We start from the raw sequence: 20,312 nt of genomic DNA, 5'->3' as shown, positions 1-20,312 counted from the left end.
TTTCTGAACTTATTCTACATTTTATTAACAAGCTTTTCAAAAGTATTTATATTCCTGCTTGTCACTTTATCTTTAAGACTTTTCTTTCCCAGTACCTTTCCAAAAGAAGAATCCAGTGTATTACCTTTAGAAACCTGCCAGTAAAATACATGATCTACTATGGTCCCTTTTTCATCTTCCGTTTTTGAAGCATTCTCAAATTCTTTCATTAAAGTATTCTCTACTTCCGGACTTCCGATAAAAGCATAAATATGAAAATTATCCTTCTTTTCAAATGGATTCTTATTCCATATCTCTTCTATTTCTTTATCAGATTTTAAAAACAGATAAGCTTCATAAGAAAAATGATCAGACATTGCTTTCTCTAATTTCAGTTTAAGCTCTTTTTCTTTCTCACCTGAAGAAAAAATAATATTTCCGGAAGCCAGCACAGAGCCTACCTCTTTCATTCCCGCTTCATTAAAAACCTTACATACTTCTGCCATCTTCATATTGGTTCCTTTTACATTAACACCACGGAGAAAAGCACAGTATTTCATATTTTCTGAGATATTTAAATATTATTATTTTACATCTTTTACCCGTACATATAAATTATAATCTGTTCCTGAAGGTTTCAGGTTATAAATCCTTTCCAAAACCTTATTGTCGCTTTTCAGATGATCTTTAACCCGGAATTCTTTTAGCAGCTTATAGTGTTCTTTATAATGTTCCGCATCTTTACCTTTAAATATATCATCATAAGTGAGCAGATATTTGGGCTTTCTGTTTTTAACCGTATTGATCCAGTAATTTGTTTTATCTTTTTCTATTTCAGTCTGAACTTCTTTATCCACCAAACCAACTTCATCAATTGTTTTCAGCTCTGAAAAATACGGTACATATCCAGCAGGCTCCAGTAGAATCCATTGATTTTTATCTTTTTCATATTGATTTAAGAACAGTCCTATCGTCCTTCTGTAATTCCATTCTCCATTTCCGGTTGCAATAGAATGCACCGTCTGGAATACAAACATCGGAATAATATAGAATACCAATAACAGGAATAGCCAAAGGTTTCTTTTTGCTTTCTGCTCTAATACAAAGATTAAAACAGGAACAAAAAGCAGGAGCTGAGGAACCCAGTAATACCAGTCAAATAAACTTCTCTGTGAAATGAAAATCACCTGTTTTGCCCAGCCGAAAATAAAGATCATCCAGAGGAAATAATTTCTTTTATCTTTCTGTCGGATCAGGAAAATGAAGCAAACCAATTCAAAAATCAATACCAGAATCGTAAATGGATTAAAATCAGCTGGCAGTTTCAGCATCCCCCAGAAATTCCCGTAGCTTTGGTTAAAATATTCAAGGTTCTGAGCTAAAGTGAAATTACTTTCATATCTTAGTTTTTTTGCTGTAATCGTATTATTAATAATTTCTCCAAAATAGAACCAGTTAAAAGCCACTACAATTCCTACACCTAAGATTCCGCCTAAAATATAGCTCCATCTGATCTTTTTATTCCAGAATATATCTACAAGGAAAACAATTCCCAAGAAGATAACTGTGTCAATCCTTGTAAATAATATCAAAATAGGGAATAAGATGAGTGCCCATTTTTTCTCTTTTTTAAAGCCATAATATAATAAGGCCATCTCTAGAAAGAAAAGGATTCCATACTCCATGCCTAAAATAGAAATCTTAATAGAAGGAGGTAAAATACCGATTAAGAATATGAAGATCGCTTTATTCCATGCATTTTTAAGCAGCAGATGGGACAGCAATAAAGATCCTATTGTAAATAAAACAGAATTAAAAATAAGCAAAGGTTCAATAAAGTTTTCTTTTCCAAAAATTAAATTGAACAGATAAGAAACAAAAACATATAAATGAGTGGTGGAAGCTGAAATCTTCTCATTTCCATTGAATCCAATCACTCCATAGTCTAATAAATTCTGAGCCACCCGCCAGGTGATGAATGCATCTTCCTGAATATAGTGAGTCAGTAAAAATAAAAGTTTAAATGCGACTGTGAATAGTACAGCATAAATTGGGATTTTATTATTTTTTATTTCGGACATCGTGCTTATTTAGTCGCACAAAGATAATTCTAAAATTTATGAATACAAATAATAAAAAAACGGAACCGAAGTTCCGTTTTAAATTTATATTCTTATTGGGTTGCTTTCATAATCGCAGTGGTTATCTGATCTTCCTTTTCTTTCGAATAAGTGGAATCAAAAGGTTCCATTATATCAAATAAATACTGGTAGAATGGTGTGATTTTCTGTACATTTTCAGATTCACTGATTGCCTTTTCTTTACCCATCTGCTGAAGATCCTTTACAAATACATTGAACTTCTTATCAATTGGTTCAATAGACTGTACTAAATAAGAATATGCTTTATCTTTTTGTCCTATTTTCATATAGGCATCAGTGACAGCAGAAACTACTAATGAATATTCCATAGGTTTTGTCCTCATTTGTCTGCCTAAGTAACGCTGTTCAGTAGAGCTTAAACTTAAGTAATAATCATATTCTTCAAAAATTCCTTTTTTAAGGATTTCTGCAAGTTTTAATCCTTTCTGCTCTTCTCCTGCTACGATATATCCATACACAATTGAGCTTAAAGAACGTGGATCATTATACTTTTCCGCAGGAATCTCTTTCGCTGCCAGATCTAATAATTCCAGCGCTTTTCCTTTCTGCCCGTTTAATGATAAAGCAGCTGCTGCTCTACTTGCAGATGTTCTGTAGCTGATAATATTGGAAGTAGCTGTTTCATCGAAGTGAACATTCAGATTCTTAAAGTTACCCCATTTGAAATTTTTCACTACATTATATAGCTGATCAGCATCTACCCTACCTATATCTCCGTCTATACTTCTCGGTGTATGAATAGGAATCAGGCGATAACTGAATCCGTCAAATTGTAAATATTCATCCAGATAGAAAATATTCTCACTGTCATAAACACCTCCTGATGAAAAGTTAATTGGTCTTTTCCAATCGAAGTTCGCCAGAATATCAAACATCATCAGATTATTTTTATATAATGTACTTCCTTTATAATCAATCGTAATCTGATTTACAGTATTAGGCATATCCGCAGCTGTAATGATTCCCGCTTTTAAAGCATTATTCTTATTAACCGGCAGGATAAATTTAGTTACAGGTAAAAAATTATATTTTTCATAACGCTCTTCTCCAAAGATCATTTTTAAGATTTCATCTTTTTGAGGAGATTTAAATTTAATGAAGTTAACAGCTTCTTTCAGGGTCATTGAATCCTGAACCAAGTATTTTCTGAACATCTGTAATTCAGTTGCAGGAGCTCCCTGCTGCTCAAGATTATCAAATATATTTTTCCAGTCTTCTTTTTTCATCAGATAAACCTGATCATTTACTCCATCTCTGTAGTCATCATGAGTTAACTGACTCGGAATTGGCATTGCATTATAAGTTCTTCTCTTTACCTGATCGATATTCCATGGAGTAGATAGTAAGGTAAAGTTAACCACTTTCACATCATCACGGAATCTCTCAGTCTCCTGAATAGCCCAAACCGGATATGTATCATTATCCCCATATACGAATAGAATATCTTCTTTCGGTAAAGACTTTAATACGGAATAAGCATAATCATAAGCTGTATATCTGTTACTTCTATCATGAGGATTATAGTTCTGGAATCCCATCATAAGAGGGACTCCCATTAAAATAACTCCCGCTGCGATATTTACGCCATTCGATTTTACTTTTGACTGTAAGAGCCATAAGAGAGCACCCGCCCCAAGGCCTATCCAAATGGCAAATGCATAGAAAGACCCTACCATTGCATAATCTCTTTCTCTCGGTTCAAATGGTTTTACCCCTGTATAAAATATGATACCTACACTGGTAAGAATAAATAAAGAGAGTAATGCATAGAATCTGCCGAAATCCCTGTTTAACTGGAAAAAGAATCCGATCAGTCCTAAAAGCAGCGGTAAGAAAAAGAATTTAACGGTACTTTCATTTTTAAATTTTGCGGGCATCTTATCCTGATTCCCCCATAAAGCATCATCTATAAAAGAAAATCCTGAAATCCAGTTCCCATTGGTACTTTCCATATTTCCTTCCAGGTCATTCTGTCTTCCTACAAAATTCCACATCAGATATCTTACAAAATAATATCCGTTCTGGAATGTAAAGAAATAATCCATGTTTTGGGCAAAGGATGGTTTCTGTACTTTAATAAGGTCATAAGGTCTTACCTTTAAATAATCAGAAACCGTGATCGATTTATCATCATATTTCTTTCTTAAATCTTCAAAAATTTCCTTAGCCTGAGGGTTGTCCACTACATTATCATTATCATAATTGAATGTAAAATCCGGAGCTCCATACATAGAAATATAATTGGACATTACCGTTTTGTCTTCATTAAACATTCTCGGCATAAGACTGACTTGGGACTTATTGAATACATAGTTAAAACGGTCATTTACTTTTCTGTATGTTCCGGTTTTCTCATCTTTTTCATATACATCTCCGGTTTTTTTTGTTTTAAAACTTCCGTCTTCATTTTTCTCAATTCCGTTAGCATCAAGAAAAGCGGTATAGTTTTGCCCATAGATTGTCGGCCAGTCTCCATATTGTTCTCTATTATAATAATCCAGCATTCCGATAGCAGTATCAGGATCATTAAGGTTCATCGGAGGATTAGCGTTTGCTCTGATGGGAATTACCATCCAACATGAAAAGCCTATCACCATAAAAACAAGAGAAAGCGCAATTGTCTGATAAACATTCTTCTTGGTATTTCTGGCATATTTTATAATAAGGTAACATGCAGTAACCATAATAATAAAGGCTACAATCGTTCCTGAATGGAATGGCAGTCCTAAACCATTTACAAAAAATATTTCCAGTCTTCCGAACATTGTCATGATCAGAGGGAAAATTACTTTGAAAACAAGAATTAAAATAATAAGAGTAATAACGTTTGCCCAAATAAAGTTTTTCCAAGTGAACTTATAGTTTCTGGCATAATAGACTAAACAAACTGCAGGAATAGCAAGCATACCCATCATGTGTACGCCCACGGAAAGTCCTACTACAAAGAAAATAAGGATAATCCATCTTTCATTTCCCTGAATATTATATTCATTTTCCCACTTAGTAATTAACCAAACCAAAAGGGCAATAAACATAGAAGCCATAGAATAAACCTCTCCTTCTACTGCAGAAAACCAGAAAGTATCGGAAAAAGTAAAACATAAAGCCCCGATTACTCCGGCAAAAAGCACGGAGATTTCCTGATGTTTGGTAACTTCTTCAAAATCTTTATTGAGAAGTCTTCTTACAAAATGAGTAATTGTCCAGAATAAGAACAAAATAGTAAAAGCACTGAAAAGTGCAGACATCGCGTTGATAACAATGGAATAATTTTCACCTTTCCCAAATGCAAAAATGGCGGCCACAGCCCCCACAATTTGAAATAAAGCAGCACCTGGTGCGTGCGTTACCTCCAGCTTTACGGCAGAAGAAATATATTCTCCACAATCCCAAAAGCTGAAATTGGGCTCTATGGTTGATAAATAAGTAAAAAATGCAATTACAAAAATTACCCACCCTAAAACGGTGTTCCATCGCTTAAAAGTCCAGTTTTTCATACAATTAATTCAATAGTGCGAAAATAAGGTTTTTGGATGATTTTATGTTATATTTAACAAAATTTAAAGGTTTTGGCGTAGTTTTTGTCAGTACTCAAGGGCTAAGATTGCAAGCAAAAAAATGATATTTATCTTTTAGTGGATTACTAATTGAACAAAAGTTTAGATATTATTTATTTTTTTGTATTTTTGCGGTCAGATTTTTATTGAAAAATAACAAATAATGAGTAATGTTTACGATAATATTCTTGGCCTAGTAGGACACACTCCGTTGGTAAAGCTAAATACTGTAACAAAAGATATACCTGCAACTGTTTACGCCAAGTTAGAATCATATAATCCTGGACATTCCACAAAAGATAGAATTGCACTTCACATTATAGAAAACGCTGAGGAAAAAGGTTTATTAAAGGAAGGTTCTGTAGTTGTAGAAACTACATCAGGAAATACTGGTTTTTCTCTTGCAATGGTTTGCATTATCAAGGGATATCAATGTATTCTTGCAGTAAGTGATAAAACGAAACCTGAAAAAATTGCATACCTTAAAGCTCTTGGCGCTACTGTATATGTTTGTCCAGCGAATGTTCCCGCAAATGATCCGAGATCTTATTATGAAGTAGCGAAAAGGATTGCAGCAGAAACACCTAATTCAGTGTATATTAATCAGTATTTTAATGAGTTAAACATTGATGCTCACTACCAGACAACAGGCCCTGAAATATGGGAACAGACTGAAGGTAAGATCACTCACCTTTTTGCCTGTACCGGAACCGGAGGAACTTTATCCGGATCAGCTAAATTCCTGAAAGAAAAAAATCCTAATATCAAAGTAATCGGTGTGGATGCAGATGGATCTATACTGAAAAGCTATCATGAAACAGGAGAAATCCATAAAGAAGATGTTCACCCTTATCAAATCGAGGGAATGGGAAAAAATTTAATTCCTTCCGCTCTTTTATTTGATAAAGTAGATGAGTTTGTAAGAGTTAATGATGAAATGTCAGCTTACAGGACCCGTGAAATTGCTTTAAAAGAAGCTATCATGGGGGGATATACCACAGGAGCTGTCACTCAGGCTCTAATACAGTATGCCCAGTCTCATGAATTCTCTAAGGATGATATGGTTATTCTTATTTTCCCGGACCATGGCTCAAGATATATCACTAAGGTATATAGTGATAAATGGATGGCAGAACAAGGTTTCGTTAACAACTGTGTACACAACTATGATGAAGTTTTTAAAACGGAATTCATTAAATAATAAATAATTTACGATACAAATCAAGCCTTTTTTGTAGAATCTTAAAAGGCTTTTTTACTTAAAAACCCTTTAAAAATGTTAGATATTTTTGAAAGAATAAAGCAAAATCCAGGACCTCTTGGTCAATTTGCTGATTATGGTGAAGGCTATTTTATTTTTCCAAGATTAGAAGGACCTATCGGACCGCGAATGCAGTTCCAGGGAAGAGAGGTAATTTTTTGGAGTGCTAATGATTATTTAGGATTATGTAATCATCCTGAAGTAAAGGAAGCCGATGCCAAAGCTGCTGCAGAATATGGAATGTTCTACCCTATGGGAGCAAGAGCAATGTCCGGAGAAACTGAGCAACATTTACAACTGGAAAGAGAATTAGCCGAATTTGTTCAAAAAGAATCTGCTTATTTATTAAACTTCGGTTATCAGGGAATGGTATCTACAATAGACGCTCTGGTTAATAGAAATGATGTGATCGTTTATGATGTGGATTCACATGCATGTATCGTAGACGGAGTAAGATTACATGCCGGAAAAAGATTTACCTACAAACATAATGATATGGTAAGTCTTGAAAAAAACCTTCAGAGAGCAACTAAAGTGGCTGAAGAAACTGGTGGCGGTATTTTAGTAATTACAGAAGGAGTTTTCGGAATGCGAGGACAACAGGGTAAAATCAAAGAAATCTGTGCTCTTAAAGAAAAATATCAGTTCAGATTATTAGTAGATGATGCTCACGGATTTGGTACTTTAGGAAAAACAGGAGCCGGAGCTGGCGAGGAGCAGGGATGTCAGGATCAGATCGATGTTTACTTCTCTACTTTTGCAAAGTCTATGGCTGGTTTCGGAGCCTTCTTAGCCGGAAATAAAGAAATTATCAGATATTTAAAATTCAACTTAAGATCTCAAATCTTTGCTAAATCATTAACGATGCCAATGGTAATCGGTGGATTGAAAAGATTAGAACTTTTAAGATCAAGACCTGAAATCAAAGCTAAGCTTTGGGAAAATGTACACAAATTACAAAATGGTCTTAGAGAAAAAGGATTCAATATTGGAGATACCAATACATGTGTAACACCAGTAATGATGCAGGGATCACCTGTAGAAGCTACCCTTCTTGTAAAAGATCTGAGAGAAAATTATGGAATTTTCACTTCAGTGGTAGTATATCCGGTAATTCCAAAAGGAATGATTCTTTTAAGGTTGATTCCTACAGCTTCACATACGGATTCGGAAATTAATGAAACCCTTAAAGCATTTGAAGCAATTCATGATAAACTGGTAAGTGGTTACTATAAAGAAGCGGAACAAAAACTCCTGCAGGAACAGGGTTTAAGTTTTAAACCGATCTAAATATAATAAAAGCCACTGAATTTCAGTGGCTTTTATTATCATCAAACAAATGAAATAGGTAAAACTAAAAATGAAATTTAAAGGTTATCTTTTAGGAATCATGTCCGCAGTATCGTTCGGGCTTATCCCTATTTTTATATTGCCTCTTAAGCAGGCTCATTTTTCAATGAATATTACCCTATTTTATAGATTTCTATTTTCTGCTTTAATGGTAGGAGGCTATCTCCTTTATTCAAAGGAAAGCTTTAAGATCAATAAAAAGGAAGCCTTAATTTTAATAACTTTAGGGACCTGTTATGCACTTTCGTCCGAGTTTCTTTTTATAGGATATGATTTGCTTACACCTGGAATTGCGTCTACCGTACTCTTTGTATATCCTGTAATCGTAGCACTGATTATGTTCTTTTTTTATAAAGAAAAACTGACTCAGCTATCGGTTATCTCTTTACTTCTTGCTTTTGCAGGAGTAACTGTACTGTGCATGAAAGGAGAAAGTATGGAAATCAACTTTACCGGGCTGGGTGTTGTTATGCTGAGTTCACTTTTCTATGCTTCCTATATGGTTATCGTTAATAAATCTAATTTAAAGGTCTCAGGATTCAAGCTCTCTTTCTATTCTATGCTTTTTACTGCAGCATTTTTTATGTTTAAAGCATTGAACAGTCAGGAATCATTTACTATTCCTTCGGTTTCAATATTTTTAAATTTCATCATTTTTGCATTTCTTACCACAGTTATTTCAAGCCTGTGCCTGGTGTATGCCATCAAATATATTGGATCAACGCCAACAGCTATCCTAGGAGCTCTGGAACCTGTAGTTGCCGTAATGATAAGTGTAATGATGTTTCATGAAAAATTTACGTTCAATCTTCTGATAGGAATTGTACTAATCCTTTTAGGAGTAATTCTTAATATAGTTTCAGAGCGCAAAAGAGTGATGCATGCTTAAACTATTTCGGACATCAACTAAAAAATTGTAAGCTCTGAAAGTTTAATTTATTTAAAATATATTTGCAAAAATTTACTTTTGAAAGATCTGCTTCTTATTACTCCGCCATTTACCCAACTTAATACTCCTTATCCGGCAACAGCTTATATTAAAGGTTTTTTAAATACCAAAAATATTTCAAGCTATCAGATGGATTTAGGAATTGAAGTTATTTTAGGGCTATTTTCAAAAGAAGGGATTAAGGAAGTCTTCCGCACTTCAATTAATCTTCAGAATATATCTGAAAATGCTCAAAGGATCTTTACGCTAAGGGATGAATATATCAAAACTATTGATCAGGTTATCCTTTTTTTACAAAACAGAAATCCTACGTTAGCAAGGCAGATATGCAGTATGAATTTTCTTCCGGAAGCTTCCCGTTTCAATCATTTGGATGATATGGAATTTGCTTTTGGAAATATGGGATTACAGGATAAAGCTAAACATCTTGCCACCTTATATCTAGAAGATTTATCTGATTTTATCATTGAAAATATAGATTCTGATTTTGGCTTCAGCAGATATGCAGAAAGATTAGGGAAAAGTGCGAATTCTTTTGATGAGCTTTACTCTAGACTAAAGGGACAGGCTACATTTATTGATCAAATAACATTAGAGATTCTTCAAAAGAAACTGGAACTGATCCAACCTAAGCTGGTATGTTTTTCTATCCCCTTTCCCGGAAATTTATATTCTGCTTTTAAATGTGCTCAGTTTATTAAGAAAAATTATTCCCATATCAAAATTGCTATGGGTGGGGGATTTCCTAATACGGAATTAAGAGAAGTAAATGATCCACGGGTTTTTGAATTTTTTGATTTCATTACTTTAGATGACGGTGAGCTTCCCATAGAATTATTATATGAAAGTCTTGAAAGCCATCCGGAAACAGAACTTGAATATAAAAGAACTTTCTTACTAGAAAATCAAACTGTTACTTATAAAAACAATTCAAAAAAGAAAGATTATAAACAATCTGAAACAGGAACACCTGATTACATAGATTTACCTTTAGAAAAATATATTTCCGTTATAGAAGTTGCCAATCCTATGCACAGTTTATGGAGCGACGGAAGGTGGAATAAACTTACAATGGCTCATGGTTGCTATTGGGGTAAATGTACTTTCTGTGATATTTCTCTGGACTATATAAAAATATATGAGCCCATTTCTGCTAAAATACTGGTAGACAGAATGGAAGAGCTCATCAAAACAACAGGTGAAACAGGATTTCATTTTGTTGATGAAGCTGCTCCTCCAGCGTTAATGAGAGAAGTTGCATTAGAGATTTTACGTAGAAAACTGGTGGTTACCTGGTGGACCAATATACGATTTGAGAAAAGTTTTACTCAGGATTTATGCTTTTTATTGAAACTTTCAGGTTGTGTAGCGGTTTCTGGAGGCTTGGAAGTAGCAAGTGACCGGTTATTAAAACTGATTGATAAAGGAGTTTCAGTAGAACAGGTTGCCAAAGTGACTCGAAATTTTACAGAATCGGGAATTATGGTTCATGCCTATCTGATGTATGGCTACCCTACTCAAACCATTCAGGAAACAGTAGATTCTTTAGAAATGGTAAGGCAGATGTTTGAAATGGGAATTATTCAAAGTGGTTTCTGGCATCAGTTTGCGTTGACCGCTCACTCTCCCATTGGGATCAGTCCCGAAGAATTTGGAATTAGCCCTCTAAAACAAAGAATTGAGTTTGCCAATAATGATATTGAATTTACAGATCAGACAGGAATTGATCATAGCCAATTCAGTTATGGTTTGAAAAAATCTATTTTCAATTTTATGCACGGGATTAATTTTGATATTCCTTTACAAAACTGGTTTGATTTCAAAATTCCTAGAACGACAATTCATCCGGATTATATCCATGATTGTCTCTTAGAAGAAGAGGATTTCATTTTTAAGGGTAATTCTAAAGTCATTTTTTTAGAAAAAAACGTAATCGCTGAGAATTACATAAAAACTAAAAAACAAAACTCTTGGCCATATACAAGAATCTCATTTCATCTCAAAACTAATATTGTTAAGATAGATTTAGAACAGGAAAAAGCAGAGTGGCTGATAAAAATTCTGGGAGAAAATGGACTGGAAACTTCAAAAAAACTTAGTCTTCAGCAATTGAAAGCTCAGTTTGAAGAATATTTTGAGGATTTTGAATTGTTTTGGTTTTCTAAACCAATTCAGCAGCTTAAGGATAATGGAATAATTTTGAGTTTATGATTGTAAGTTTTGGCTAAAGCTTATTGAGTTTTTATTTTTATGAGAATGGGCTAAAGCCCACCCCTATTAAATTTGTATCTTTTGTAAGCGGGTTAAATCTCTTCTTTCTATTTCTGAACACCATCTTTTGTCACTTCACCTACCATTACTTTTTCCTGTACTTTAATAAAATTCGGATCCATAATTGCCATTCGTTCTGCGATAGCTTTATAAGTTGGAAACTTTAGTATAGAGGCCCTTCCCGACATTTCTCTGTAAAGGGTAAAAACCTTTCCCCCGGCTGACTTAATCTGTTTTGTTGTGGTAATATACTTTCCTATAAATTTACTGTTTGCATCATAAATTTCAATATCTACGAAGGTTTTATCGGTAATCGTTTCTTCTGAACCAAAACTTGGTGGTAAATTAGTGAAGTATCCGACAGGTTTTCCATTACTTAAAATCTCTCCAACATTATTCACCGTAATATTTAGCTTATCAACTTTAGTTCTTATTGTGTAAGCTTCTTTTGTCTTTGCATCAAGTTTTCTTTTAGGAGTATTTTTAAAAAGCTCATCCAGATTTTTGATATTAATTCCTCTTTCATCAATTATTCTTAAGCTTTTTACCGACGTATAAGCCGCAGATTTTTCTTCACCTGAGAAAGCCGAAGGAGAAATATAATCCAGCTCAATAGTCTTATCCTGATTGTAGATTCGATTCAATTTAATATAGCTGTCACGAACAGAATCAACAATACTTTTATCAACGAATTCAATCGTATAAATCGGTGTTTCTTTCAAATCCATAAAAGTATAGACTTTTGATTTATCAGATATTTTGGCTACATGAATACCATCCAGACTTACAATTCCTCTTTTAATTTTAACATTCTGCGCATTAATGACCAATCCTAAAATCGTAAATAATATGATCATGCATTTTTTCATACAATCAGATTTTCTACAATATAAAAAAAGTGCAACAATTTAGTTACACTTTTTTGAAAATATATTTAGCTTTTTCTTTAATTTATTCACAAAGGATAATTCCTTTATCATGATTGAATTCTACAACACCGCTTTTGATAGGATAAGAAAAAACAGAGTCTTTTTCATTCTCTCTGGTAAAATTTTTAGCATATGTATCATCAATTGAATTTACATATAATTTTACTTTTCCACCTATTAAAGAAGAAACGATTCCTGCGTGATTTTTCATGATGTGAAATTCACCATTTTTACCAGGCAATAATACAGAACTTACTTCTCCTTCAAAAACTACGTATTCGGGTGTTAAAATTTTTATATTCATTTTAAATTGCTTTTGGCTTTTGGCTAATAGCTATTAGCTATCGGCAATTAGCATTATTACGCGTTATCAGCTAACATTTTTTGTCCGGCTTCGATGGCTTCTTCAATAGTTCCTTTAAGGTTGAAAGCAGCTTCCGGTAAGTGATCTAATTCACCATCCATAATCATGTTGAAACCTTTAATAGTATCTTTGATATCCACTAATGAGCCAGGAATACCTGTAAACTGTTCAGCTACGTGGAAAGGCTGAGATAAGAATCTCTGAACTTTTCTAGCACGGTAAACTACAGATTTATCTTCTTCAGAAAGTTCTTCCATACCAAGGATAGCAATGATATCCTGAAGCGCTTTATATCTCTGAAGAATTTCTTTTACTCTTTGAGCGCAGTTGTAATGATCTTCACCGATTACTTCCGGAGCCAAGATTCTTGATGTAGAAGCTAGAGGATCTACTGCAGGATAAATACCCAATGAAGCAATCTTTCTGTCCAATACTGTTGTTGCATCCAAGTGGGCAAATGTAGTTGCAGGAGCCGGGTCAGTTAAGTCATCCGCAGGTACATATACTGCCTGTACTGAAGTAATAGATCCGTTTTTAGTGGAAGTAATTCTTTCCTGCATTGCTCCCATCTCAGAAGCAAGAGTCGGTTGGTAACCTACCGCTGACGGCATACGACCTAAAAGTGCAGACACCTCAGAACCAGCCTGTGTAAAACGGAAGATATTATCTACGAAGAAAAGTACGTCTCTACCCTGTCCGCTTTCTCCACCATCTCTATAATATTCAGCTAATGTAAGCCCGGAAAGTGCTACTCTTGCTCTCGCACCTGGCGGCTCATTCATCTGTCCAAAAACGAATGCTGCTTTAGAATCTTTCATAGCTTCTAAATCTACTTTAGAAAGATCCCATCCTCCGTTTTCCATAGAATGCATGAAATCATCTCCGTATTTAATAATACCTGATTCAAGCATCTCTCTTAAAAGGTCATTTCCCTCTCTCGTCCTTTCACCTACTCCGGCAAAAACTGAAAGTCCTCCGTGTCCTTTTGCAATATTGTTAATTAACTCCTGGATCAATACTGTTTTACCTACTCCGGCACCACCGAACAATCCAATTTTACCTCCTTTTGCGTAAGGCTCAACTAGGTCGATTACTTTAATACCTGTAAATAAAACTTCTGCAGAAGTTGAAAGTTGATCAAATTTCGGAGCTTCTCTGTGGATTGGCAATCCACCTTCTTTAGAAATATTCTGAAGTCCGTCTATAGCATCACCAACAACGTTGAATAGTCTTCCGTTTACAGCTTCTCCGATTGGCATTGTAATAGGATTTCCATATCCAATTACTTCCTGCCCTCTTTGAAGACCGTCTGTAGCATCCATTGCAATACATCTTACTGTATCTTCACCAATATGCTGCTCTACTTCTAAGATTACTTTTTCACCGTTTCCTTTTGTAATTTCTAACGCGTCATAGATACTTGGAACAGATTCCACATCTGTAAAAACAACGTCGATTACCGGACCAATAATTTGAGAAATTTTTCCTTTAATTTGGTTTGCCATTGCTAAATTTTTTCTTGGTGCAAATATAATGAAACTTCACAAACCTGCAATTGCTAAAAAAAAGATTTTTATCATGCTTTTTTAAGGGTCTCAAATTATATTTTGAAATAAATTTTTCTAATCTATTGGGACTTTTCCCATTCAATTTGTACTCCATATAATAAACAATATAAAAACAACATAACACAAAATAACTTCCTCTATATTATTATAGATCATTGGAAAGGTTTTATATTTGCAGTCAAATTTTTTCCGTTTTGAAAATCTTCAAGAATTTTAGCGAATATTCTTCTCAAAAACCTCTGGCACTATCTTTAGGGATGTTTGACGGGGTACATCTTGGGCATAAAAGTATTATCGATGAATTAATAAAAGTAGGTACCAACAATAATCTGGAAACCGCCATTCTCACTTTCTGGCCTCATCCGCGCTTTGTTTTCAATCCTAATGAAGATTTAAAACTTCTGAATACCTTAGAAGAAAAGAAATACCTGATGGAGAAATATGGTATTGATAATTTATTCCTGAAAGAATTTGATGAAGAATTCAGAAACCTTACCGGTGAAGAATTTGTACGTCAGATTTTAGTAGACAAGCTTCATATAAAATACCTTATTATAGGCTATGATCACTCTTTCGGAAAGAATAAAAGCGGCAATTTTGAATTGCTTCAGAAATTATCAAAAGAACTCGATTTTAAAGTTGAGCAAATGGAAGCCATCAATATCCATGAGAATAATATTAGTTCTACAAAAGTGCGTAATGCTCTTTTGGAGGGAAATATAAAGGAAGCCAATGAAATGCTGGGATACTCCTACTCTGTTTCAGGAACAGTAACCCACGGAAAAAAAATCGGAAGAACAATCGGCTACCCTACAGCCAATATAGAAACAGATTCCATTAAACTTTTACCCAAGAAAGGTGCTTATATTGTAGAGACTTTTGTCAATAATAAACAATATAAGGGAATGTTGAGTATTGGAACCAATCCGACCGTCAATGGAGATAAACTGACTGTTGAAGTCTATATTCTTAATTTTGATGAGGATATTTATGATCAAAAAATCACAGTAAAATTCAGGGACTACCTTCATGAAGAAATAAAATTTGAAAGTCTTGAAAAGCTCATCGAGAGACTGGATGAGGATAAAAGGCTTACTGAAAATTTCTCTTTCTAACTGTTTGTGATCTCCTCTCTTATCTTTTTAGTTAGTGATAAAAATACAAGATCATAAGAATGATCAATCAGTGTTAGTATCAACTCTTTTTTTAATCCTTCTGTCATTACGGAATTCCAATGGGTTTTGTTCATATGGTAAGCTCCGGTGATCTGCGGATATTGTTCACGTAATTCCTGGCTCCACTCAGGATCTGTCTTTACATTAACAGAAAGCGGGTTACTCTCAAGTGAGATCATCATAAATATTTTAGTGCCTACTTTCATGACTAGTGTTTCATTATCAAATGGAAAACTTTCAGTGACTCCTTTTTTATTCAAACCATATTCTCTTATCTCTTCTATTTCCATATTTTATATTTCTGATATAAATCAAATATATTATTTTTTGCTTATATTTTTTGTATATTCCCAATTCATTCCAGATTTTAAGATTAGTATTGTATATGAAAATTCTTATTGTTGAAGATGAAAATGCTCTTAGAGAAGTAACCCAGCAGTTTCTGGAAAAGGAAAAATTCACAGTGGAATCTGCAGAAAACTTTGAAGAAGGACTCTTTAAAGTATCGGATTATGATTATGACTGCATACTTCTCGATATTACGCTTCCTGATGGCAGTGGACTGGATTTACTGAAAGAAATAAAAAATAAGGAAAAAAATACTTCGGTGATTATACTTTCTGCCCGGGATTCTGTGGATGATAAAGTAAAAGGTCTTGAACTGGGTGCTGATGATTATCTTGCCAAGCCTTTTCATCTATCTGAACTTTTTGCCAGAATAAAATCAGTTATTAGGAGAAAGAACCATGAAGGAAATCAATGGATCTCCTACAAGAACCTGAAAATGAATTTTGATGACAGGATCGTAATGATTAATGATCAGGAAATTCAGCTTAACAGAAAGGAGTTTGATATGTTATATTATTTTATCAGCCGGCCTGGAAAAACTTTTCAAAAGACCACTCTTGCGGAATCTATATGGGGAGATCATATCGATCAGGCAGAAAGTCTGGATTTCATTTATTCTCAGGTAAAAAATCTTCGAAAAAAGCTTAAAAGCCATCATGCTGATATGGATATAACAGCTGTTTATGGAATCGGTTATAAATTAATTTAATGGTTGTCTATTTAAAAAACTATACACTCAAATACTTACTAATTTCCTTATTCCTGCTGATTGCAGTATGGGCAGGTCTTTTTTATGCATTTATCCTTGAAGAAGTATATGATAATGTAGATGACGGTCTTAAAAATCAAAAAATAGAAATCATCCGGGAAGCTTATTCCAATCCTGAAATTTTGGATGAAAACAGGGAATTCGGTATCAATCAGTTCAGAATTACTCCTATTCCTAAAGAAAAATTTGTACAAAAGGATGAATTAAAAAATGAAATGATCTTCATGCCTTATGATAATGAGGAGGAGCCTTATCGCGTATTGACGACTCATTTCTTTGATAAACCGGGAAATGCTTATGAGCTAGTAATTTATACTTCGACAATAGAAGAAGATGATCTTATTTATAATTTGCTCACTGCATTGATCGTTCTTTATATTTTGCTTATTGCAAGTATTTATGCTACGAATCAAATTGTCCTCAGCAAAGCCTTTAAACCTTTGAAAAAAATTGTTTCACAATTGGAACAGTATCGATTCGGAGAAAAAATTAATTTTAAAACAATCCAGACTCCTATTAAAGAATTCAATGATCTTTCTACAGGAATCACTCAAATGCTGGAAGATAATCAGGAAACCTTTTTACAGCAAAAGGGTTTCATCGAAAATGCTTCTCATGAACTGAAGACTCCTATTAATATCATTCAGAATAAACTCGACTGGATGATAGAAAATGAAGAACTGGATGAAAATAATCTTAACCAGCTTGTAGAAATAAAAAAGACTACTAAAAGAATGTCTGATTTAGTGAATTCACTTCTAATGCTTTCAAAAATCGAAAACAGACAATTCCAGAATGAAAGTGAAGTCAATGCCAATGAAATCATTAATAATATCCAAGAAGAAATCCAGGAATGGCTGCTATATAAAGACCTGAATTTTACACTCAATGAATATCAGACCTTTAATATTTATTTCAACAAACATCTATTACAGGTTCTCCTTAATAATCTTATATTCAATGCTATAAAATATACTCCCAAGAAAGCTTATATTCAAGTAGATATTCATCTGGATAAAATCATTATATCCAATACATCTTCAGATGGAAATGCTCTTGATAAAAATAAAATCTTCAAAAGGTTTTATAAAAAAGGTGAAGACCAGTCTTCTACAGGATTAGGACTTTCTATTGTCCAAAGTATTATCAATAAAAGTAATTGTCTGACATTAGATTATTATTTTAAAGATCACAGGCATTATTTCACACTTAATAGAAAAAATTCCTAATTCTTTCCTAAGTGTATTCTTTATTTTGTTGTACTAAAAGATAAGACAATGAAATTATTAATACAACTAAAAGCAATCTTCGTTTTTGCTGCTATGATGACAGGGGTACAAATCTATGCTCAGGATACTGTAATTCCAAGTGGAGAACTTCCAAAAACCTCACAACAGTTTATCAGTAAAAATTTTGGTAAACAGAAAATATCTCAAGCTCAAAAAGAAAGTATTGCCGGGATAGCTAAAGATTATAAAGTGTATCTGGACAACGGAACATCAATAGAGTTCGGAAGAGATGGTGCATGGGAAGAAATAGAAAATAATCAGTCTGGCATTCCTTTCAGTGTAGCTCCAGCTACTATTCAGAAGTATGTAAAACAAAAGTTCCCGGGAACATTTATTAAAAAAATCGAAAAAAAGAGATTTGGATATCATGTGGATATTTCCAACGGTTTAGAGCTTGAATTTGACTCCAAAGGAAACTTCACCAGAATAGATGATTAAGAAATTAATAGAATTCAAATAATTACAACTACAAATGAAAAAATTAATTACAGCATTAGCATTCTCTCTTATTGGTTTAGTCTCAGTATCTTGTAATGACGATGATAATGATAGAACTATCAGGCCGGACCAGCTTCCTGCTACAACCAAAACATTCTTAAATACTTATTTTGAAAATGAATCTATTGCCAGGGTTGAAAAGAATGTTCCCGCAGAATATGACGGTACAGTATACGAAGTAGATATGACAAACGGTTATGAAGCTGATTTTTCAGAAGATGGGACATGGCTAAGCGTAAGTCAGGAAAATGATTACGGAAGTATCCCTACCGGATTTATAGATACTAAAATTATACAGTACATTTCACAAAACTATCCCAATGTTAATGTAAATTCAATAGATAAAGAACCTTCTCACATTGAGGTGGAACTAACTAATAATATTGATCTTATATTTAATTTAAATGGAGATTTTGTAAGTATAGATTATTAAAAATATTCCATCATTATGACAGAAGCCTCGTTGAACTTTGTTTAGCGGGGTTTTTATTTTGAGATGGTATGGGAAATTTTCGTAATTTTAGTACTACATCAAAATCCTCATTCATGAAAGCTTTAGTAATCGGTGCTACAGGTGCCACAGGAAAAGATCTCGTTAATCAGTTACTCAATGATAAAGACTTTGAAAAAGTCGATATTTTTGTCAGGAAACCTCTGGATATCCAAAATGAAAAACTCAATATCCATATTATAGATTTTTCAAAACCTGATGAATGGAAGCATCTGATCAAGGGTGATGTGGCTTTCTCCTGTCTGGGAACTACTCTTAAAGATGCCGGCAGTAAAGAAGCTCAAAGAAAGGTAGATTTTGATTATCAGTATGAATTCGCTAAAGCAGCTAAAGAAAATAATGTAGAAGATTATATTCTGGTATCTTCTTATGGAGCCAATCCTAAGTCTAAAATATTTTATTCAAGAATGAAGGGTGAGCTGGAGGAAGCCGTAAAACAACTTCATTTTAATAAAATTACCATTTTTAAACCTGGAATGCTGGATAGAAAAGATTCGGACAGAACGGGAGAAGCTTTAGGAAGCCGGATTATTAAATTCGCCAATAAACTGGGTTTACTGGAAAGCCAGAAACCCTTGCCTACCTCTATTCTTGCTAAGGCTATGATTAATTCATCCAAAATTAAAAGCAATGGATATTCAAGTATCAAATTGGGAAATATCTTTTGTTTTGCAGAAAAAAATATGGGAGGATAAATAAAAAAATCTCCCTAGTTTCTAAGGAGATTAATTATGTATAATTTTATTTTAAATACTTGGTAATCGCTTCATCTGTAGGTTTGGTAGTACTTACAAAAGTATCAATCAGCTTTCCGTTCTCATCTACCAAAAACTTGGTAAAGTTCCAAAGGATTGTAGTATTCTTGAATCCATTTAACTCTTTTTCTGTAAGGTATTTGAATATAGGAGCAGTATCTTCTCCTTTTACAGAAACTTTTGCCGCCATAGGAAATGTTACTCCATAATTTTTTTGACAGAAAGCTCCAATCTCTGTATTCGACCCCGGTTCCTGTCCTCCAAAATTATTGGCAGGGAAACCTACGATTACCAGTTTATCTTTATACTCCTCATAAAGCTTTTCAAGATCTGCATACTGTGGTGTAAATCCGCATTCAGAAGCTGTATTGACGATAAGAATTTTTTTTCCTTTGAAATCGGCAAAATTAATTTCTTTACCATCCAGGCTTTCTACTTTGAAATCATATATTGTTTTTCCCATAAGTTCCTTTGTTTTAGCTTGAGATAATTCGCTTTTCTGATTGGTACAATTCTGAAAAAATGCAACAAAAGAAAGCAGTAATAAAAAAATCTTTTTCATAAGAATATCTTTAAT

At 33.7% G+C, this 20,312-nt stretch carries 18 protein-coding genes; 10 read left to right on the top strand and 8 right to left on the bottom strand.

The window, feature by feature from the left end; all coding sequences use genetic code 11:
• Window positions 1-14 precede the first annotated feature (14 nt).
• From Q0A18_RS11635 to Q0A18_RS11625, 3 genes are all read right to left on the bottom strand, one after another.
• Complete coding sequence (locus Q0A18_RS11635; protein ID WP_292010316.1) at window positions 15-539, bottom strand: DUF1697 domain-containing protein; 525 nt, start codon at window positions 537-539, stop codon at window positions 15-17.
• Window positions 540-563: 24 nt separating this feature from the next.
• Complete coding sequence (locus tag Q0A18_RS11630; RefSeq protein WP_292010315.1) at window positions 564-2,060, bottom strand: hypothetical protein; 1,497 nt, start codon at window positions 2,058-2,060, stop codon at window positions 564-566.
• Between the two features lie 92 nt (window positions 2,061-2,152).
• Complete coding sequence (locus tag Q0A18_RS11625) at window positions 2,153-5,638, bottom strand: DUF2723 domain-containing protein (protein WP_292010314.1); 3,486 nt, start codon at window positions 5,636-5,638, stop codon at window positions 2,153-2,155.
• A 223-nt stretch (window positions 5,639-5,861) separates the two neighbouring features.
• On the opposite strand from Q0A18_RS11625, the gene Q0A18_RS11620 reads away from it, so the two are divergent.
• The 4 genes from Q0A18_RS11620 (at window position 5,862) to Q0A18_RS11605 (ending at window position 11,469) form a co-directional block, all read left to right on the top strand.
• Complete coding sequence (locus Q0A18_RS11620; RefSeq protein WP_292010313.1) at window positions 5,862-6,899, top strand: cysteine synthase family protein; 1,038 nt, start codon at window positions 5,862-5,864, stop codon at window positions 6,897-6,899.
• Window positions 6,900-6,974: 75 nt separating this feature from the next.
• The gene (locus tag Q0A18_RS11615; RefSeq protein ID WP_292010312.1) at window positions 6,975-8,249 is read left to right on the top strand and encodes an aminotransferase class I/II-fold pyridoxal phosphate-dependent enzyme; all 1,275 of its coding nucleotides are present in this window, start codon (window positions 6,975-6,977) and stop codon (window positions 8,247-8,249) included.
• A gap of 70 nt (window positions 8,250-8,319) precedes the next feature.
• Window positions 8,320-9,198, top strand: a complete 879-nt coding sequence (locus Q0A18_RS11610; protein WP_292010311.1) for a DMT family transporter — start codon at window positions 8,320-8,322, stop codon at window positions 9,196-9,198.
• Between the two features lie 78 nt (window positions 9,199-9,276).
• Window positions 9,277-11,469, top strand: coding sequence for a B12-binding domain-containing radical SAM protein (locus tag Q0A18_RS11605; protein ID WP_292010310.1), 2,193 nt, complete (start codon window positions 9,277-9,279; stop codon window positions 11,467-11,469).
• 107 nt (window positions 11,470-11,576) lie between these two features.
• Here Q0A18_RS11605 and Q0A18_RS11600 read toward each other — a convergent pair whose 3' ends face one another.
• The 3 genes from Q0A18_RS11600 to atpD form a co-directional block, all read right to left on the bottom strand.
• Complete coding sequence (locus Q0A18_RS11600) at window positions 11,577-12,398, bottom strand: hypothetical protein (protein WP_292010309.1); 822 nt, start codon at window positions 12,396-12,398, stop codon at window positions 11,577-11,579.
• 82 nt (window positions 12,399-12,480) lie between these two features.
• A complete protein-coding gene (locus Q0A18_RS11595; protein WP_292010308.1) occupies window positions 12,481-12,762 on the bottom strand; it encodes a F0F1 ATP synthase subunit epsilon in 282 nt (93 codons plus the stop codon).
• Window positions 12,763-12,818: 56 nt separating this feature from the next.
• Complete coding sequence (gene atpD / locus Q0A18_RS11590) at window positions 12,819-14,327, bottom strand: F0F1 ATP synthase subunit beta (protein ID WP_292010307.1); 1,509 nt, start codon at window positions 14,325-14,327, stop codon at window positions 12,819-12,821.
• Window positions 14,328-14,584: 257 nt separating this feature from the next.
• Between atpD and Q0A18_RS11585 the strand changes: the two genes are divergently transcribed.
• A complete protein-coding gene (locus Q0A18_RS11585; protein WP_292010306.1) occupies window positions 14,585-15,505 on the top strand; it encodes a bifunctional riboflavin kinase/FAD synthetase in 921 nt (306 codons plus the stop codon).
• On the opposite strand, the gene Q0A18_RS11580 is transcribed toward Q0A18_RS11585, so the two are convergent.
• Window positions 15,502-15,855: an MmcQ/YjbR family DNA-binding protein gene (locus Q0A18_RS11580; protein ID WP_292010305.1), complete on the bottom strand. Its 354-nt coding sequence runs from the start codon at window positions 15,853-15,855 to the stop codon at window positions 15,502-15,504. The two genes, Q0A18_RS11585 and Q0A18_RS11580, sit on opposite strands and share 4 nt — an antisense overlap.
• A gap of 95 nt (window positions 15,856-15,950) precedes the next feature.
• Between Q0A18_RS11580 and Q0A18_RS11575 the strand changes: the two genes are divergently transcribed.
• The 5 genes from Q0A18_RS11575 (at window position 15,951) to Q0A18_RS11555 (ending at window position 19,675) form a co-directional block, all read left to right on the top strand.
• Window positions 15,951-16,622: a response regulator transcription factor gene (locus Q0A18_RS11575; protein WP_292010304.1), complete on the top strand. Its 672-nt coding sequence runs from the start codon at window positions 15,951-15,953 to the stop codon at window positions 16,620-16,622.
• Window positions 16,622-17,911, top strand: coding sequence for a HAMP domain-containing sensor histidine kinase (locus tag Q0A18_RS11570; RefSeq protein ID WP_292010303.1), 1,290 nt, complete (start codon window positions 16,622-16,624; stop codon window positions 17,909-17,911). The genes Q0A18_RS11575 and Q0A18_RS11570 overlap by 1 nt, the downstream gene beginning before the upstream one ends.
• Before the next feature lie 48 nt (window positions 17,912-17,959).
• Window positions 17,960-18,409: a PepSY-like domain-containing protein gene (locus Q0A18_RS11565; RefSeq protein ID WP_292010302.1), complete on the top strand. Its 450-nt coding sequence runs from the start codon at window positions 17,960-17,962 to the stop codon at window positions 18,407-18,409.
• A gap of 34 nt (window positions 18,410-18,443) precedes the next feature.
• Window positions 18,444-18,902, top strand: a complete 459-nt coding sequence (locus Q0A18_RS11560) for a PepSY-like domain-containing protein (protein WP_292010301.1) — start codon at window positions 18,444-18,446, stop codon at window positions 18,900-18,902.
• Between the two features lie 113 nt (window positions 18,903-19,015).
• The gene (locus tag Q0A18_RS11555) at window positions 19,016-19,675 is read left to right on the top strand and encodes an NAD(P)H-binding protein (protein ID WP_292010300.1); all 660 of its coding nucleotides are present in this window, start codon (window positions 19,016-19,018) and stop codon (window positions 19,673-19,675) included.
• Between the two features lie 46 nt (window positions 19,676-19,721).
• On the opposite strand, the gene Q0A18_RS11550 is transcribed toward Q0A18_RS11555, so the two are convergent.
• Window positions 19,722-20,297 carry a glutathione peroxidase gene (locus Q0A18_RS11550; RefSeq protein ID WP_292010317.1) on the bottom strand — a complete coding sequence of 192 codons (576 nt, stop codon included), beginning with the start codon at window positions 20,295-20,297 and terminating at the stop codon, window positions 19,722-19,724.
• Window positions 20,298-20,312 lie beyond the last annotated feature (15 nt).

Origin of the sequence: Chryseobacterium sp., assembly GCF_022712095.1 — a bacterium.
Classification (GTDB): Bacteria; Bacteroidota; Bacteroidia; order Flavobacteriales; family Weeksellaceae; genus Chryseobacterium.
This window is presented reverse-complemented; position numbering and strand designations above follow the sequence as displayed.

Coding starts and splice junctions, on each gene's coding strand:
- atpD (WP_292010307.1), bottom strand. CDS start 14,327: ATGGCAAACCAAATTAAAGGAAAAATTTCTCAAATTATTGGTCCGGTA.
- Q0A18_RS11615 (WP_292010312.1), top strand. CDS start 6,975: ATGTTAGATATTTTTGAAAGAATAAAGCAAAATCCAGGACCTCTTGGT.
- Q0A18_RS11580 (WP_292010305.1), bottom strand. CDS start 15,855: ATGGAAATAGAAGAGATAAGAGAATATGGTTTGAATAAAAAAGGAGTC.
- Q0A18_RS11600 (WP_292010309.1), bottom strand. CDS start 12,398: ATGAAAAAATGCATGATCATATTATTTACGATTTTAGGATTGGTCATT.
- Q0A18_RS11620 (WP_292010313.1), top strand. CDS start 5,862: ATGAGTAATGTTTACGATAATATTCTTGGCCTAGTAGGACACACTCCG.
- Q0A18_RS11630 (WP_292010315.1), bottom strand. CDS start 2,060: ATGTCCGAAATAAAAAATAATAAAATCCCAATTTATGCTGTACTATTC.
- Q0A18_RS11560 (WP_292010301.1), top strand. CDS start 18,444: ATGAAAAAATTAATTACAGCATTAGCATTCTCTCTTATTGGTTTAGTC.
- Q0A18_RS11565 (WP_292010302.1), top strand. CDS start 17,960: ATGAAATTATTAATACAACTAAAAGCAATCTTCGTTTTTGCTGCTATG.
- Q0A18_RS11610 (WP_292010311.1), top strand. CDS start 8,320: ATGAAATTTAAAGGTTATCTTTTAGGAATCATGTCCGCAGTATCGTTC.
- Q0A18_RS11595 (WP_292010308.1), bottom strand. CDS start 12,762: ATGAATATAAAAATTTTAACACCCGAATACGTAGTTTTTGAAGGAGAA.
- Q0A18_RS11555 (WP_292010300.1), top strand. CDS start 19,016: ATGAAAGCTTTAGTAATCGGTGCTACAGGTGCCACAGGAAAAGATCTC.
- Q0A18_RS11550 (WP_292010317.1), bottom strand. CDS start 20,297: ATGAAAAAGATTTTTTTATTACTGCTTTCTTTTGTTGCATTTTTTCAG.
- Q0A18_RS11625 (WP_292010314.1), bottom strand. CDS start 5,638: ATGAAAAACTGGACTTTTAAGCGATGGAACACCGTTTTAGGGTGGGTA.
- Q0A18_RS11575 (WP_292010304.1), top strand. CDS start 15,951: ATGAAAATTCTTATTGTTGAAGATGAAAATGCTCTTAGAGAAGTAACC.
- Q0A18_RS11635 (WP_292010316.1), bottom strand. CDS start 539: ATGAAATACTGTGCTTTTCTCCGTGGTGTTAATGTAAAAGGAACCAAT.
- Q0A18_RS11570 (WP_292010303.1), top strand. CDS start 16,622: ATGGTTGTCTATTTAAAAAACTATACACTCAAATACTTACTAATTTCC.